At 35.5% G+C, this 15,147-nt stretch carries 16 protein-coding genes; 4 read left to right on the top strand and 12 right to left on the bottom strand.

Annotated features, from left to right (window positions below):
• The first annotated feature begins 14 nt into the window (after nucleotides 1-14).
• Both ACFSO7_RS07340 and ACFSO7_RS07335 read left to right on the top strand, forming a co-directional pair.
• Entirely contained in the window at nucleotides 15-497 is a 483-nt protein-coding gene (locus ACFSO7_RS07340) for a hypothetical protein (protein ID WP_377876654.1), read from the top strand.
• Between the two features lie 199 nt (nucleotides 498-696).
• Nucleotides 697-2,037 carry an APC family permease gene (locus ACFSO7_RS07335; RefSeq protein ID WP_377876653.1) on the top strand — a complete coding sequence of 447 codons (1,341 nt, stop codon included), beginning with the start codon at nucleotides 697-699 and terminating at the stop codon, nucleotides 2,035-2,037.
• 68 nt (nucleotides 2,038-2,105) lie between these two features.
• Here ACFSO7_RS07335 and ACFSO7_RS07330 read toward each other — a convergent pair whose 3' ends face one another.
• Nucleotides 2,106-2,942: an aldo/keto reductase gene (locus ACFSO7_RS07330; protein ID WP_377876960.1), complete on the bottom strand. Its 837-nt coding sequence runs from the start codon at nucleotides 2,940-2,942 to the stop codon at nucleotides 2,106-2,108.
• Between the two features lie 64 nt (nucleotides 2,943-3,006).
• Entirely contained in the window at nucleotides 3,007-3,675 is a 669-nt protein-coding gene (locus ACFSO7_RS07325; protein ID WP_377876652.1) for a phosphatase PAP2 family protein, read from the bottom strand.
• A 160-nt stretch (nucleotides 3,676-3,835) separates the two neighbouring features.
• Between ACFSO7_RS07325 and ACFSO7_RS07320 the strand changes: the two genes are divergently transcribed.
• The gene (locus ACFSO7_RS07320; protein ID WP_377876651.1) at nucleotides 3,836-4,051 is read left to right on the top strand and encodes a methionine aminopeptidase; all 216 of its coding nucleotides are present in this window, start codon (nucleotides 3,836-3,838) and stop codon (nucleotides 4,049-4,051) included.
• Between the two features lie 278 nt (nucleotides 4,052-4,329).
• Here the strand turns inward: ACFSO7_RS07320 and ACFSO7_RS07315 are convergent, their stop codons facing one another.
• The 5 genes from ACFSO7_RS07315 to ACFSO7_RS07295 all read right to left on the bottom strand — a co-directional run bounded on the left by ACFSO7_RS07315 (nucleotide 4,330) and on the right by ACFSO7_RS07295 (nucleotide 7,985).
• On the bottom strand, nucleotides 4,330-5,109 hold the full coding sequence (locus ACFSO7_RS07315; protein WP_377876650.1) for an HAD family hydrolase: 780 nt from the start codon (nucleotides 5,107-5,109) through the stop codon (nucleotides 4,330-4,332).
• Nucleotides 5,110-5,119: 10 nt separating this feature from the next.
• A complete protein-coding gene (locus ACFSO7_RS07310; RefSeq protein WP_377876649.1) occupies nucleotides 5,120-6,145 on the bottom strand; it encodes a serine hydrolase domain-containing protein in 1,026 nt (341 codons plus the stop codon).
• Between the two features lie 50 nt (nucleotides 6,146-6,195).
• On the bottom strand, nucleotides 6,196-6,621 hold the full coding sequence (gene fabZ / locus ACFSO7_RS07305; protein WP_377876648.1) for a 3-hydroxyacyl-ACP dehydratase FabZ: 426 nt from the start codon (nucleotides 6,619-6,621) through the stop codon (nucleotides 6,196-6,198).
• A 78-nt stretch (nucleotides 6,622-6,699) separates the two neighbouring features.
• A complete protein-coding gene (locus ACFSO7_RS07300) occupies nucleotides 6,700-7,029 on the bottom strand; it encodes a zinc-ribbon domain-containing protein (RefSeq protein ID WP_377876647.1) in 330 nt (109 codons plus the stop codon).
• A gap of 44 nt (nucleotides 7,030-7,073) precedes the next feature.
• Nucleotides 7,074-7,985, bottom strand: a complete 912-nt coding sequence (locus ACFSO7_RS07295) for a PhzF family phenazine biosynthesis protein (RefSeq protein WP_377876646.1) — start codon at nucleotides 7,983-7,985, stop codon at nucleotides 7,074-7,076.
• A gap of 188 nt (nucleotides 7,986-8,173) precedes the next feature.
• Between ACFSO7_RS07295 and ACFSO7_RS07290 the strand changes: the two genes are divergently transcribed.
• On the top strand, nucleotides 8,174-9,112 hold the full coding sequence (locus ACFSO7_RS07290; RefSeq protein WP_377876645.1) for an endonuclease I family protein: 939 nt from the start codon (nucleotides 8,174-8,176) through the stop codon (nucleotides 9,110-9,112).
• 67 nt (nucleotides 9,113-9,179) lie between these two features.
• Here the strand turns inward: ACFSO7_RS07290 and htpG are convergent, their stop codons facing one another.
• The 5 genes from htpG to ACFSO7_RS07265 form a co-directional block, all read right to left on the bottom strand.
• Nucleotides 9,180-11,060 carry a molecular chaperone HtpG gene (htpG, locus tag ACFSO7_RS07285; protein WP_377876644.1) on the bottom strand — a complete coding sequence of 627 codons (1,881 nt, stop codon included), beginning with the start codon at nucleotides 11,058-11,060 and terminating at the stop codon, nucleotides 9,180-9,182.
• Nucleotides 11,061-11,740: 680 nt separating this feature from the next.
• The gene (locus ACFSO7_RS07280; RefSeq protein ID WP_377876643.1) at nucleotides 11,741-13,141 is read right to left on the bottom strand and encodes an amino acid permease; all 1,401 of its coding nucleotides are present in this window, start codon (nucleotides 13,139-13,141) and stop codon (nucleotides 11,741-11,743) included.
• Nucleotides 13,142-13,182: 41 nt separating this feature from the next.
• Entirely contained in the window at nucleotides 13,183-13,362 is a 180-nt protein-coding gene (locus ACFSO7_RS07275; protein ID WP_377876641.1) for a 4-oxalocrotonate tautomerase, read from the bottom strand.
• 21 nt (nucleotides 13,363-13,383) lie between these two features.
• Nucleotides 13,384-14,664, bottom strand: coding sequence for a TRAP transporter large permease (locus tag ACFSO7_RS07270; protein ID WP_377876640.1), 1,281 nt, complete (start codon nucleotides 14,662-14,664; stop codon nucleotides 13,384-13,386).
• Nucleotides 14,661-15,140 (bottom strand): TRAP transporter small permease, encoded by a 480-nt coding sequence (locus ACFSO7_RS07265; RefSeq protein WP_377876639.1) that lies wholly within the window; start codon nucleotides 15,138-15,140, stop codon nucleotides 14,661-14,663. The genes ACFSO7_RS07270 and ACFSO7_RS07265 overlap by 4 nt, the downstream gene beginning before the upstream one ends.
• Between the last annotated feature and the right edge of the window lie 7 nt (nucleotides 15,141-15,147).

The raw sequence follows: 15,147 nt of genomic DNA, 5'->3' as shown, positions 1-15,147 counted from the left end.
AGGATGTTTGATAGATGAGAAAGGTAAATAAATATGTTTTATTACTCACTATTCTCCCCTGGCTCAGTGCCCCCTTTATCGGTATGAAGACGTTTAAAAGATTTCTTCCCGGTGTTTTGTTTATGGCTGTATATGTTTTTATTGAGGGGATGGTAGCCGAAAAGAAAAAATGGTGGTGGTTCCCTTTCCATATAAAGCCAAATGTATTAGGTGAATTGCCTTTAATAGTTGGGGCTTTTTTTGTAGGCTCATTTTGGATACTAAAATTTACATACGGCAAGTTTAAAAACTATATAATAATAAACTTAATAATTGATACCATTTTTACTTATATTATTGTTGGTTTACTTAAAAAAATAGGATATGTTTCTCTCGTTAGACTCAATAAATTTCAACTTTCACTTCTATTTATGGTGAAATCTATTGTCATGTATGGGTTTCAATTTTTTTACGAGAAGTATATACCTCATAAGGAGAAAATCAATCCATCAGAATAAAAAGTTTACTTGAAGCTAACAGACGATATTCCTTTGTAAAGGAAAATATCGTCTGTTTCTTTTAAACCGTTACTTAGTCCAATTCTAAATTCATTTTTCTATGTTATCTTAATCATCAAAAAATTTTTTAAAAAATCTTCACAATGAATAATAATTTATTTAAAATGATGTTTATGCTAGATAACAGGAGGAATGATAGTTGAAAACTTCACAGACAACTTTAAAACGATCGCTCGGATTGGCACCGATTGTTTTTTTAGGATTAGCGTATATGTCACCGTTTGCGGTATTCGATACATTTGGAGTGGTTTCAGAAGAAACGAAAGGACATGTTCCCGCTGCTTACATTTTTATTACCATTGCTATTATATTTACCGCATTAAGTTATGGAAAAATGGTAAAAATATTTCCAGACTCAGGATCAGCCTATACATATACAAAGAGAACGTTTAATCCACAGATTGGGTTTTTGGTAGGTTGGTCCGCCCTTCTAGATTACTTGTTTTTACCGATGATCAATGCTTTGTTAGCAGGAATCTATTTATCTGCTAGTTTTCCAAATGTCCCTGCATGGGTTTGGATTATTGGATTAATTGTTATTGTAACCATTTTGAATATTGCTGGGATTAAAATCGCTGTGTCAGCTAATACGTTATTTGTTCTTTTTCAATTACTGATCGCCATTATTTTTGTAATGTTAACCGCTCGTGCTGTAATGACAGGAGATGGCAGTGTGGGCTTCGAAATGAACCCATTCTTTTCAGAGGATATTAAGCTTAGTCTTTTATTTTCCGGTGCTTCGATTCTAGCACTGGCCTTTCTCGGTTTTGATGCCGTCACGACTCTTGCAGAAGAAACAATTGAACCTGAGAAAAATATTTCAAAAGGCATTTTCTTTATTGCATTAATCGGTGGAATCTTTTTTATCACGGTTACTTATTTCATGCAAAGTCTTTATCCAGATGTTTCTGTTTTCAAAGACATTGAAGGTGCCTCCGCGGAAATGGCGGCAAATATTGGTGGAATCCTTTTTCAATCGATTTTCACAAGCGGGGCAATTGTATCCGTTTTAGCATCAGGCTTAGCTTCCCAAACAAGTGCGTCTAGACTTCTTTATGTGATGGGGAGAGATGGAGTACTTCCACAGAAATGGTTTGGCTATCTTCACAAAAACTTGCAAACTCCTATTTTCAATATTATTTTTGTAGGATTATTAGCGCTAAGTGCTTTGTATTTGGATCTAGTTATTGCCACATCACTTATTAATTTTGGTGCATTTACCGCATTTTCATTTGTTAACCTATCTGTAATAATGTATTATTTTAAAAATAGACATCTCATGAGAAGTTCGAACATCATAGGATTTGTTGTATTTCCTTTTATCGGACTAGCTTTCTTACTCTATCTATGGGTAAGTCTTGATCAATTAGCTTTAATATTTGGTATTACATGGTTAATTATCGGATTTATCTATCTACTTTGGATGACTAAAGGATTTAAAGTAAAACCTCCGGAATATCAGTTTGAAGAGAATAGTTAAGATCTAAAGCATCACAACAGGACAGAGTATTTAATACCTCTGTCCTCTTTATGTATATAAATTGAATGTTAAAACCCATTTACCATTTGATCAGGGTCTGGACCTACTCGTTCATCTCTATTTAATCCATCGATTTTCGCCATATCATCTGATGATAATTCAAAATCAAATATATTAGCATTTTCAATAATACGTTGTTCCTTTATAGATTTTGGAATCGTAACAACTTTATTTTGTAAATCCCAACGTAAAATAATCTGAGCTGGTGATTTTTGATATTTTTCAGCTATACCATTAATCGTTGGATCACTTAACAGTTGACCTTGTTTAAGTGGTGACCATGCTTCAAGTTGAATTCCTTCATTCTGACAGTAAGTGAGTAAATCTTTCTGAGTTAAATGAGGATGATATTCTACCTGGTTCACCATAGGCTTAATTTCTGCATCTTTAATTAAATCTTCTAAATGATGTACTTTAAAGTTACTTACACCAATGGCACGAACTCGCCCGTCTTTGTACAGTTTCTCAAGTGCCTTCCACGATTCTTTATATTTGTTTTTTCCTGGCCAGTGTATTAAATACAAGTCCAAATAATCTAGTCCAAGCTTAGTCAAGCTCGTTTCAAATGCTTGCAAAGTGGACTCATATCCTTGATCAGCATTCCATACCTTCGTTGTAATGAACAGCTCTTCCCTTGGAACATCTGACTCTTTAAGCGCTTGCCCAACCCCTTCTTCATTTTTATAAATCGCAGCTGTATCAATGCTTTTGTAACCATTTCTTATCGCTGCTTTTACAGATTCAATAACCTCAGAACCTTCTTGCACCTTAAATACACCTAGTCCAAACCAAGGCATTTTCACACCATTATGTAATGTAGTTGTATCCTGTAAACTACTTCCCATTTCGATTCCTCCTCGTTTATCCATTATTCTCTCCTTTTTTACACCTATAATTACTATTAGTCAATTAAATAGATCTCACCCGCTCCTTTTCTCTTCTACCTCTTCTATCTTGATATCTTTGGAAAAACCAAATTGCTATAGCAAGCCAACATCCACTTGCTAAATAACCGCCAATGACATCACTTGGAAAATGGACTCCAAGATATATTCTGCTGATACCTATTAATAGGACCATCATCGTGCTGATTAGAATTAACAGAACCCGTCCTAACTTCGATGAGATATGCCTCCAAAGAAGAAATGAAATAAGTGTATAGACTGTGAATGCGTTCATTGAATGTCCACTAGGGAAACTAAAACCCGAAATCTCGATTAACCGATGTAAGTCTGGTCGAGCTCGGTGAAATAAATATTTCAACCCTTTATTTAGTATAGCCGAACCAATTATTCCTACGATAAAAAGAATAAGTTCTATGCGATGCTTTAATACAAAATATAAAAATAACAGAACAGCTATTGCTAATCCAATTGTAAATCTCGTACTACCTATATATGTGAATACCTTCATGATTGACGTTAATGTTGTGGATTCAAATGATTGTATGAATGTAATAATCGTACTGTCAAAACTCACAATTGTATTTGCCTTAATCATAAAAGCTAACAAACTAAATGCTAATAAAGCAATCACACTTATGAAAAATGCGATCGCGAACTGATATTTAATATTCACAGATGCATAATCACCTCGTAGTCCCTATATTGCCCATAACCTAATTTTGTATGAGGTATTGGTAGGATAAAATATCATACCTCTCACATGAATAATTGGTAAACATGAATAATTTATCCACATTTAATTAAAACTATGAAAAAAATAAAGGTGATGGATGATGGGACTACTTAGCGCGTTTAATGATTGGAGAGCTTCAAGATACGAAAATCATGTAACTCAAATGAAGGAAGAGAACAAATGTCCTGACTGTTCAGGCCAAGGCTACTTTATTTATCCAACGACTGATTTTACTTATAATGCTAATACATTTGATTGTGTTGGTTGCAATGGGAGTGGACTTTATTCAGAGTGGGAAACACAAATAAATGAGTAAATTTACAATCGCAGAGCGTACATAAGAAAAGCACAAGCGCCTTGATCAGCCCCGACAAGCAAATGCTTCGACATCCGGAAAGTCGTTCTTTGACTTTTTGGATGTCGAACATTTGACCTCGAGGTCGACAAAAACGCGACGTCCTGTCGCATTGTCGACACTAGTACATCCTGTACTTCGGGGCTAGGACGCTTGCGCTAGACAATTTTCGAAGTCCGAAAATGTTATACTAATCTATAAAAAAAGAGCCCCATACCCTCTGGGAACTCTCTTAATGTCTAACGATATAAAATTGGAATAAGTTCATCTAAATGATGGATTTCATATGTTGGAATGATCTCATTTCGAACTTTATTGCTGCGGTTAATCCATACTGATTTTATCCCCGACCGGTTCGCACCTAGAATATCGGTCAATAAATTATCCCCTACCATCAAGACCTCATCCTTTCTAAGCGACAATAGTGACATCGCATGTTCGAAAATTGATGGATCAGGTTTTCCTTTTCCATAATCACCTGATATCACAATATGCTCAAAAAATGGCGCCAGCTCCGGCGACAATTCTAGTTTCGTATGTTGTAAGTCTGGTGAACCGTTTGTCATTAAAAGTAACTGATAATCGTCTTTTAGTTTGTCTAACGTCTTATATGTATCTTCAAACACATAAGGTCTTTTTTTGCGCTCATCGGGAAATTGTTCTCCTAACTTGAGTCCAAATTCGGGATCATCTACACCCATTTCCATTAATGCCAAACTCCAGACATCTTTTCGATAGGTTGGAATAATATTTTTCAGTTTCCTAAAGTTTACCGTTTCTTCTAAAAAATTGCCCCATAACCCTTCAAAAGGATTAATTCCAATCATTCGCGTGAACTCAAACGTTTCATAGGAGGTATAAAGATTTCTTGCCACAACACGGACAGCATCCTCCAACCTGACAGCATCTATTCCATAACGGGCTTCAGCTATTTTGCAAGTAGCTTCCATTGCTTCTTTTACACTCTTTTGATCCCAAATGAGCGTATCATCCAAATCGAAAAAAATGGCTTTTATCATGATTTGCCTCTTAAATTGTTTGGACTTTTGTTAGCTCTTCTTCAATTCCACTCATGATATCAAACGCTCCCGTAGACTTGTTTGAACATACAACTACTTTATACGATGAATGAGGGAAAAAAGCAGAATGAAAGCTTACTCCGGGATCATAGCCCATAATATGATATTTGATAACACTATTGTCATCCTTTTTAATCCAAATACCATACCCGTAGAAGCTACCCTCTTTGACTTTTGTATGAGCTGTAAGTAACTGATTGGTAAGATCTTCGCTTAATAACTGATTGTTCATTAAAGCCTCCCAAAGCCTTACCATATCTGGAGCAGTTACAAATGCTCCCCCGTCTGAACCACCTTTTGCTGGTATGGAATAAATATTCGTTTTCCATGTACCGTCTGAATGATCTATATAACCTAGAGCGGTTCTTTCTGGAAGCGCATCAAGTGCAAAATATCCCGAATCGAACATCCCAGCTTTTTTAAAAATATACTCTTCAACATAGTCAGTGAAAACTAAACCACTAACATGTTCAACAATCAAACCAAGTAAGATAAAACCGGCGTTATTATAGTGAAAACGATCTCCTACAGGTGATTTCATTTGCTCGTTCTGAAATAATGGCAAGAAATCTTTTAAATTTCTAATGTGATACATTGGATTTTTGATCCATAAGTCCTCAAAGTCATCCATCACATCTTCATCAAAATAATCTGGTATACCAGCAGTGTGGGTTAACAAATGATGAATGGTAACTTTATCGTCAAAATGAGGGAACGTAATAGGAAGGCTTTCTTTTAATGTTGACTCAAATGAAAGTTTTCCCTCCTCAACTAGCTGACAAATGGCTATGGAAGTAAATAGTTTACATCCTGAAGCAATTCCAAACCGAGTGTTCACTTGATTTTTTATTTGTTCAGATCGATTTGCATACCCATAACTTACTTCTGCCAAAATCTCATCTTCCGACTTTACAAAGGCGGTACCTGAAAAATCTTTCTTGCTTTGACTTAATGCAATTTTTTCAATTATATTCATTTGGAATCCTCCAATATAAGTACTTCATAAAGTGATTTTTCAAAAAGTTCTTAATCTCCAAAGGCAAAAATGATTTCTGCCTCGCAAACTAATTTCCCATCAACCGAAGCCATACACTTACTTTTACCGATTGGTCCTTTTAATCTTGTGATTTCAACTTCCAAACGTAGTTGGTCCCCTGGTTTTACTTGGTGTTTAAAGCGACATTCATCAATCCCCGCTAAAACTCCTAATCGCCCTTCATTTCCTTCTATCGATAACATCACTACTGCACTTACTTGAGCTAAAGCCTCGACAATAAGAACCCCTGGCATAACTGGATAATCTGGAAAGTGTCCATTAAAGAACGGTTCATTGACTGATACATTTTTTATCCCTACCGCTCTTTTTCCTTCCTCTAACTCTAGTATTCGATCTACCAATAGAAATGGGTAGCGATGTTTTATCAATTCTTTTATTTTTAATACATCCAACATACTTTACCCCCCTATCATATATAATGCATTTATTATAACATATTGTAGGAAAAGTTGGTAATATATAACACACTTGTTCTAATCATTTAAAGATGTCCCACAATGTGAACAGAATTTATCACCTTTTCGGACACCCTTTCCACAATTTGAACAAAACTTTCCATCTATTTTTTCGACCGAATTTAATCCTTCTTGAAATCCTTCCCCCATCACTTTCATTGTTTCTTTAAGTGTATCTTTCTGCTGATCTAGCATAACTCTTTGAATACGTCCCATATTTAAAACAAATCCAATAAAAATGAGTGGAGCACCGACAAAGAACATCCAAAAATATTTTGGTTGTTCCCATGTATCTAATGTGAAAAAATCAAACATGGCAAACCCTATGCCACCAATACCAGCTAACATTAATAAAACTCCCAAATTTTTCATGTCATCACCCATCATCTGTTTTATATATTAGTACGTTTTGGGAATGTGAAAGTTTCATTTTGATTAGTCAGTAACCCATCTTTAAACAAAAATTTTTCATATTGAGAAGACTTACCACCTATTTGAATATCCTTGATTTCCTCTTGGTAAAAAGATAGATTTACGAATATTTCTGATGGTCGCCCCATCAAATATCCTTGCTCAAAACGATAATACGTCTGTGGTTTCAAATTTTTGGCTAAATAACAAGCTAATGCTGCACTAGCTGTTCCTGTTGCACTTTCCTCGTCAATATCATAAAGTGGAGCAAAATTTCGACAATGGGCTGAGGAACTGTTGATTGTTTCAAGTGTAAAAACATGGTATCCAACTGCATCATACTTTTTAGAAATTTCTTTAATTGCTTTATATTTCGGTTTTAATTCGTTTAATATTGATAGACTTTTTACTGGAACAATTATATCTCGCAATCCTGTTGAGACGCATTGAATAGGCAAATATGGCAACAACTGCTCTTCGTTGATTCCTAACGTATTCAATATTTCTTCTGAAGGTAGTACTGGTCCAAATTCGGGGCGATTTTGCTGTAAAGAAACAGTTTGATTTTCGTTGATCATCACTTTCATGATGCCAGCTCTCGTCTCAATCAAATAAGTAGATTTACTAATGAGGTTTCTTTGCAGCAATAATGAAAAAGTCGCAATCGTTGCATGTCCACAAATATCCACTTCTTCGTTAGGGGTAAAATATCTGACTCGATAATCTACCAGAGTGGATGGGAGCACAAAGGCAGTCTCTGAATACCCTAATTGCCGTGCGATATTTCTCATATCTACTTCTGTGAGTCCATTCGTATCAAGCACCACTCCAGCCGGGTTTCCCCCAGCTCCATCTTTCGTAAAAGCGGATAAAACATAGGCTTCCCTTTGCATTCTCGCTACCTACTTTCAAAATGATTTTTAATTTAACTTTCGAACTTACTGAATAAGTTTACCTTACAAAATAAAGTGCGTAAAAGTACAAACCTTATATTGGCTCTCCATATTTCAAGATTATTTTTCCTTTAAAAGATTACTGATATAATAGATTCATATTTATGAAATAACTGAGGAGAATGAATATGTCAAAGAAGCTGAAAAACAAAAACAATCTTTGGGAAAAGTCCTCGAATATCATTAATATAAATAAACAAATAACTTTATTAAAACAAAACAAACGAAAAATACATAAAGACGAGGAGCTTTATTATAATGATTATCAAAATCAACTCGATATTAAACAGTACTACCAGCCTATCGCTGACCTTGATCTTAGCAGAATTCAACTATTTTACAAATTTAAAGAACTGCTAAATAAAACTCATAAAAACCGTATTCCCTATTTTATTAGCAAGGATCTATATTTATACACATGGGTGGACTTGCAGCCTGATGGTACGATAAAGAGTATTTATTCAGGTGAGGAAAGGAATCCACAATCTTTGATCATGAACGATTTTGAGATCATAAGTCAAAAATACGATGACTTCCAACTGTTTCTACAAAAAATAAAGAAAAAAGAATTTGAGACATTTAGACAACTTAAGGATTTTGAGGTGAAATTAAAGCTTAATACGGAACACATTGTCCCGCAATCTTGGTTTGGGGGATTAGAACCGATGAAAGGTGATTTACATCATCTTTTTACTTGTAACCCAAAATGTAATATTTCCCGTTCCAATTTTCCATATACTGATTTTACTTTTTATAAACCAGAGTCACCTGATGAGCCAATTCAAAATCATTGCGGAATTGCTGTTGGAGGTAGATTTGAGCCTGAATACGGTAAAGGAATAGTCGCTAGAGCGATGTTGTATTTCCTAATTCGCTATCCAAGATCAATAAAAAAATCCTTTCGAATTCAAATAGATATCCCATTACTCATTCGCTGGCACCAAGAGTTCCCAGTCTCACTCAGTGAAAAGCATCGAAATCAAGCCATATACCAAATACAAGGAAATAGGAACCCATTCATCGACCTTCCTAAACTTGTTGAACAAATCGAATTCCCTAATTACTAACTCTTTAACACATTAACGCACTGGGGGTCAGACCCCCAGTGCGTTAATGTGTTAAAGCTTTATTTTGTTATACCATTATTTTACAGATATTATTTGTGAATTCGACTGGATCTTGGATTGGTAGTCCTTCGATTAGTAGAGCTTGGTTGTATAATAATTGAGTGTAAAGATTTACTTTTTCTTTGTCATTTTCAAATGCTTTTGTTAAAGATTTAAACACTTCGTGGTTTGGATTGATTTCTAATACTTTGTCAGCTTTAATATTCTGGTTATCAGGCATTTGACTTAAGATCTTTTCCATTTCAATCGTTAAGTCTCCATCTGAGCTTAGGCAGACTGGGTGAGTTTTTAAACGTTTGGAAACACGTACATCCTTTACTTTCCCAGATAATATATCCTTCATTTGATCGAAAAGATCTTTATATTCATTTTCAACAGAATCTGTTTCTGATTGATTTTCCTCTGATTCAATACCTAAGTCGCCACTAGATACTGATTTAAATTCTTTTTCTTTATAGGTCATTAACATTCGAATCGCAAATTCATCGATATCATCAGTGAAATACAATATCTCAAAGCCTTTTTCAGATACTAACTCTGTTTGTGGCAGTCTTTCGATTCTTTCATTCGACTCTCCTGAAGCATAATATATATACTTTTGATTCTCTGGCATTCTTGAAACATACTCATCTAATGTTACCATTTTCTTCTCTTTTGAAGAATAGAACATTAATAAGTCCTGTAATTCTTCTTTATGTGTTCCAAAATCACTATATACTCCATACTTCAACTGTCTACCAAAAGAGTTGTAAAACTCTTCATACTTTTCTCTTTCATTTTTCATTAAGCTTAGTAATTCACTCTTAATTTTCTTGCCAATGTTTTTGGCAATTAGCTTCAATTGACGATCATGCTGTAAGATCTCACGTGAAATATTTAGTGATAAATCCTCCGAATCAACCATCCCTTTAACAAAGCTAAAATGGTCAGGAAGTAAGTCGGCACATTTATTCATAATTAAGACGCCATTTGAATAAAGTTCTAATCCCTTTTCGAATTCCTTAGAATAGTAGTCAAAAGGCATTTTTTCTGGAATATATAAAATCGAATTATATCTTACAGTTCCATCGACACTAATATGAACATGTTTGAGTGGCTTATCAAATCCATAGCGCTTTTCTGCATAAAATTTTTCATAGTCTTCTGTTGTTAATTCATTTTTGTTCTTTCTCCAGATTGGAACCATGCTATTAATAATTTGTTCTGCTTGATAATCTTCCCATTCACTTTCACTGCCCTCTTTCAGCCTTCTGTTAGTCACATTCATTTTAATTGGGTAGCGAATGAAATCAGAGTATTTTTTAATAATGGATTTTAATTGGTATTCTTCCAAATATTCATCGTAATTTTCTTCTTCTGTGTTTTCTTTTATTTTTAAAATAATTTCTGTGCCAACTGAATCTTTATCAATTGTTTCGATTGTATATCCATCAGCACCTTCGGATTCCCATTTATATGCCTGATCACTACCTAATGCTTTACTAATAACAGTAACTACGTCCGCAACCATAAATGCTGCATAGAATCCAACTCCAAACTGACCGATGATATCGTAGCCATCTTTCAATTCATTTTCTTTTTTAAATGCTAAAGAACCACTCTTTGCAATAGTACCTAGGTTTGTTTCTAGCTCTTCCTTTGTCATTCCAATCCCAGTATCGATGATTCTGAGCGTTCTGCTTTCCTTGTCAGCTTCCACTCGAATAAAGTAATTGTCACTGTTAAAGTTTAACGAATCGTCGGTTAAGGCTTTATAATAAATTTTATCAATTGCATCACTAGCATTCGAAATTAACTCTCTTAAAAATACCTCATGCTTCGAATAAATCGAGTTAATCATCATCTCTAGTAGCCTTTTTGATTCCGCTTTAAACTGTTGTTTTGTCAATTTAATCTCTCCTTACTTATTAGAACTTATGCTTATATATTAGCACTCTCTTAGTTCGAGTGCTAATATTTGATATAATTTAAATATCAAAAACTTGATTATGTGTCAATAGGAAGTGATTTAGTTTGAAACAATTGATTAGTTTACATAATATTTTTATATACAACTAAATACACCTTCTGACTGGAAAAAGAAAGCCCAGTGAGAAGGTGTATTTTACTGTTTAATCTTCAACTCTACATTCTATAGAAATGATATTTGCAAGTAAGTAGGGCCAAACTGCAAGTATTCTGTAAATATCCGCAAGTAAACTTCATTCTTGCGCAAGTATTTCGCACCTATCCGCAAGTAAACTACTCTCTTGCGCAAGTATTTCGCACTTATCTGCAAGTAAACTGCTTCTTACGCAAGTATTTCGCACCTATCCGCAAGTATACTGCTCTCTTGCGCAAGTATTTCGCACCTATCCGCAAGTAAACTACTCTCTTGCGCAAGTATTTCGCACTTATCCGCAAGTAAACTGCTCTCTTGCGCAAGTATTTCGCACCTATCCGCAAGTAAACTACTCTCTTGCGCAAGTATTTCGCACTTATCCGCAAGTAAACTGCTTCTTACGGGAATATTTCGCACTTATCAAATAGTGCTTTACTCCTACACGAGAGTATTCCAGATTTCCCACTCTAAACCGACTTCGTATTTATCCCACTTTCCACTGGTTTATTTTTCTTTTGATGTAGGTAATAAGCGAGTGATAGTAAAATCAACCACGGGATTCCTACAAGTAGTGTCATTTTAAAGAATGAAACAAACCATGTCGTAAATAGCAAGCTAAGCATGAGCAGTGCCCCAAGTAATGTTAAATATGGATAGCCCCACATCTTTATTGGAATTGGCTCACCACTGTATTTATTACGGAAGAAGTAATGAGTGACAAAAATCATGAACCAAGTAAACATTGCACCGAACATGGATATTCCCATCATTAATAAGTAAGCCTGATCGGGTACAATCGCATGAATAACAGCTGCAATGGCAATACCAATGGTCGAAAGAATTAATGAGTACACAGGAACATTTTTCTTATTCAGTTTACCGAAGCGTGCCGGAGCATAACCAGCCCTTGATAAAGAGAACATCATTCGTGTCGTTATATACAACTGACTATTCATCGCTGATAATGCGGCAACTAGGACGACGAAATTCATAATTCCAGCTGCACCTGGGATGTTGATTAATTCAATTACTTTAACGAATGGGCTTTTTTCAACACCAGCACCTGCCCAAGGGACGATGGCAAGCATAAGAGTTAAGGTTAGAAGGTAGAAAATAATTAAACGAAATACAGTTGATTTCAATGCTTTCGGTACGGCAGTTTGCGGGTCTTTTGCTTCTCCAGCTGTAACAGCGATCATTTCGATGCTTAAATAACTGAATAAGGCGATAACGACCGCAACCCACATCCCTGACCAACCATTTGGTAAAAATCCGCCATTGTTCGTATAGTTTTGGAAGCCAATTTCAGAATTGCTTCCACCAAAGACCACATAGCTCCCTAGTAAAATAAACCCAACGATGGCCACGATTTTTATCATCGAAAACCAATATTCAACGGAACCAAATAAATTGACACTCGTTGCATTTACGTATATTAAAATCGCAGAAAATACGAGAATCCAAATCGTACCTGGTACAGCCGGGAACCAATAGGACATATACACAGCAACCGCAGTTACCTCTACCCCGACTGCCGCAACAATACATGCCCAATAAGAATAGCGAACAACATAACCTGCCCATGGATTTATATAATGTTCAGCAAAAGCACCAAAGGATCCAGAGGTAGGATGAGCAATCGTCATTTCAGCTAGACATCCCATTAGTAATAAAGCAATAAATGCACCAATAGCATAACTGATAATGACACTTGGCCCAGCCTGACCAATGGCAAATCCACTTCCTAAAAATAAACCTGTTCCAATGGCTCCACCTATGGCAATCATCGAAATTTGCCCTGTGCTTAACCCTTTGTTAAGACCCTGTTCACGGTCCACAATTTGTTGAAAGCCCCCATTTTGCTTCATTTCCATCCTCCTCTACTTTTATAACTTAAAAGCTAGCGATATCATCCTTTCGTAATACCACCTACACCCCAATACTTTTTGGGAACGACAGTCACGATGACCCGTACCTGTTCTTTGCTGACCTGCAAACTCTTTACCGTCGACTCTGTCAAATTTCTAATCAGCTCTTGAACTTGCTCATCCGTTCTACCTTCGAGGATTTGAACTTGTATAATCGGCATCTAACTCCTCCAAACCCAATTTTAGTACCCTAACAAATTAGGAATAAATAAAGTAGATTTTTCCCAATAAGTAATAATGAACAAGATGGCAATTCCAAGTAGAAGCATTGGCAAAATCGCCTTTACTAGTCGTTCAAATCTAATTTCGGCAATTGAAGATACAATGAATAACCCCGTTCCAACTGGTGGCGTTAACAAGCCAATGGTTAGATTAATACAAATGATGACTCCGAAATGGATCGGATCAATTTGAAAAGCTGTTACTAACGGCATGAACACGGGGACTAAAATAATAAGTGCTGCGATTCCATCAATAAGCGTCCCAATTAAAAGTAAGAAAAGATTGACAAGCAATAAGAAAACAAATGGATTATCTGAAATAGAAAGCATTGAATTGGCAATCAACTGCGGAATTTGTTCAAAAGCAATCATCCAACCAAACAGATTCGCCATAGCTATTAAAAAAGTTACCGTTGCTGTTCCAGTTACTGTGTTTACTAAAATAGACGGCAGCTTTTTCCACTTTAATTCTTTATAAAAAAACATCCCTACTACAAAAGCAACTACGCTTGCAATTCCTGCTGACTCAGTTGCTGTAAAAGCACCACTTAAAATCCCAACCGTAATAATAACTGGTACTAATAGAGCTGGCAGTACCCCAATAAACGATTTCCAGATTTGGTCTAAATTCGATTTCTCACTTTTCGGAAAATTATTTTTATAACCCATATAAGCAATTAAACCAATGAAACCCATTCCGAAAATAATCCCTGGGATAATACCAGCCATGAACATCGCACCAATAGATGTCCCCGACAGAGTACCATAAATGATAAAGATCATACTTGGAGGTATGATGGGTGCGACGATAGACGAAGCGAGTGTTAACGCCGAAGCAAAATCTCTCGTATACCCTTCCTTCTCCATTTCCGGAACCATTACTTTACTCATCATCGCTGCTTGCGCATTGGCAGATCCTAATATCGAAGCTAGGAACATATTGGCAATGACCGTTACATAGGCAAGACCACCACGAACATGCCCAACTAGTACTCTAGTAAATTTAACTAAACGATTCGTAATCCCACCACTATTCATTAATTCACCTGTTAACATAAACAAAGGAATAGCTAGTAAACCGTAATTCTCCATCCCTGAGTAAAGTCTTTGTGGTGTTGAATCAAGTAATATTGTATTTCCTGTTGTTAAGAAATATACAATTGTCGTCATACCGAGAACTAATGAAATGGGAATCCCCAATAGTAAAAACACGATAAAAGCTAGTACTACTAAAATCATCATTTTGTCTCTCCTCCCCAAAAAATGTTTAGGAGATTATTTGTAATATGAATCGTCGCAAATGAAAATCCAATTGGAATAATCGAATATGGAATCCACATAGGTAAAAGAAGTGCACTGGACTTTTGAAAGGCAACATTTGGTGAACTAATCCATTTAAAACAATAGAAAAGAATAATAGCCATAAACACTAACATGAATAGATGTCCAACAACATCAATTATTTTTTTCCAATTTCCAGGTAAGTAATCTGTAAAAATCGTGACCGAAGCTTGCATCTTATACTTAAGTCCTAAGCTACCTCCTAGAAATGTGATATAAATTAATAGAAAAATAGAAACTTCTCCTGCCCAAAATAATGGGTTATTTAATACATAGCGAAAAAAAACTCCCAACGCGACGACAATTGCCATTGCAAACATGAGGACCATAACCAGTTTCTTTTCGAAACTGGCTATGATATCACTAACATACTTCATATTTAAC

The sequence above is a fragment of the Bacillus sp. CGMCC 1.16607 genome, assembly GCF_042683745.1.
Classification (GTDB): Bacteria; Bacillota; Bacilli; order Bacillales; family Cytobacillaceae; genus Pseudoneobacillus.
The sequence above is the reverse complement of the archived record's forward strand: the minus strand, read 5'-3'. Positions and strand labels throughout refer to the sequence as shown.